This window comes from Streptomyces sp. NRRL F-6492, from assembly GCF_001280125.1.
In the GTDB taxonomy this organism is placed as follows: domain Bacteria; phylum Actinomycetota; class Actinomycetes; order Streptomycetales; family Streptomycetaceae; genus Streptomyces.
In genome coordinates this window covers 1-934 of sequence record NZ_LGEG01000106.1, presented here as the reverse complement: position 1 = coordinate 934, position 934 = coordinate 1, and the positions used below count along the sequence as shown (strand labels likewise).

The window sequence follows — 934 nt, the reverse complement described above, 5'->3', positions numbered from 1 at the left end:
GTCGATCCTGGGGTGGAAGGAGTACGAGCTGGAGCTGATGCGCGACAGGAACGACAACGTCGTGGTGGTCTGCTCCATCGAGAACTTCGACCCGATGGGCGTGCACACCGGTGACTCGATCACGGTGGCCCCGGCGATGACGCTGACCGACCGGGAGTACCAGCGGCTGCGGGACATCGGCATCGCGATCATCCGCGAGGTCGGTGTGGACACCGGCGGCTGCAACATCCAGTTCGCGATCGACCCCGACGACGGCCGGATCATCGTCATCGAGATGAACCCGCGTGTTTCCCGGTCGAGCGCGCTGGCGTCGAAGGCGACGGGTTTCCCGATCGCCAAGATCGCGGCCCGTCTCGCGGTCGGCTACACGCTGGACGAGATTCCCAACGACATCACGGAGAAGACCCCGGCGTCCTTCGAGCCCACCCTCGACTACGTCGTGGTCAAGGCTCCCCGCTTCGCGTTCGAGAAGTTCCCCGCCGCCGACTCCACGCTGACCACGACCATGAAGTCGGTCGGCGAGGCGATGGCGATCGGCCGCAACTTCACCGAGGCCCTGCAGAAGGCACTGCGGTCGCTGGAGAAGAAGGGCTCGCAGTTCACCTTCGTGGGCGAGCCCGGCGACAAGGACGAGCTGCTGCGGGAGTCGGTCCGTCCGACCGACGGCCGGATCAACACCGTGATGCAGTCGATCCGGGCCGGTGCCACGCCGGACGAGGTCTTCGCGGCGACGAAGATCGACCCCTGGTTCGTCGACCAGCTCTTCCTGATCAAGGAGATCGCCGACGAGCTGGCCGCCGCCGAGAAGCTCGACCCGGAGATCCTGGCCGAGGCCAAGCGGCACGGTTTCTCCGATGCCCAGATCGCGGAGATCCGGGGTCTGCGCGAGGACGTGGTCCGTGAGGTCCGGCACGCGCTCGGGGTCCGGCCGGTC

Annotated in this window: 1 pseudogene; it reads left to right on the top strand. The window is 67.0% G+C overall.

Annotated elements, in window-relative coordinates:
* Positions 1-934: pseudogene (gene carB, locus ADL08_RS10425) on the top strand (carbamoyl phosphate synthase large subunit); the annotation flags it as partial.